Raw genomic sequence first — 368 nt, forward strand, 5'->3', positions numbered from 1 at the left:
GCCGGCCTTCGCCGCGGGCGACCGCTCCCCGGTAGGGGTATCAGGACCAGGCGAACTGGCCCGGCTCGACTCGACCGGACACCGCCCGCTCCGGAACCTGGAGCCGTCTCGACGCCGTCCGTTCGATGATCGGTCAGTAAGCGTCATGGGAGTGAAGTCGTTGCCTCGTGCGGGGTGTCTACGGCAGTGCTGCTGCGATCTCGGCCACCATGGACGTGATCCGCTGAGCTTGGGACCGGTCCGGGTCTTGGTCGGGATCGTAGATGGTCATACTGAAGCCGACGCAGCCTCTTGACGACACCGCGGCGGTGAGCGCCTGCGTCAGCTGGTCCCATGTGAGACCGCCGGGGATGTCCTCGACGTCGGGC

1 pseudogene is annotated in these 368 nt (G+C 67.4%); it reads right to left on the reverse strand.

The features are described 5' to 3' along the window. Positions 1-178: 178 nt before the first annotated feature. Positions 179-368 (reverse strand): annotated as a pseudogene (locus tag GV790_RS30825) (arginase family protein); the annotation flags it as partial.

Source organism: Nocardia cyriacigeorgica (genome assembly GCF_010858045.1).
GTDB lineage: Bacteria > Actinomycetota > Actinomycetes > Mycobacteriales > Mycobacteriaceae > Nocardia > Nocardia cyriacigeorgica_E.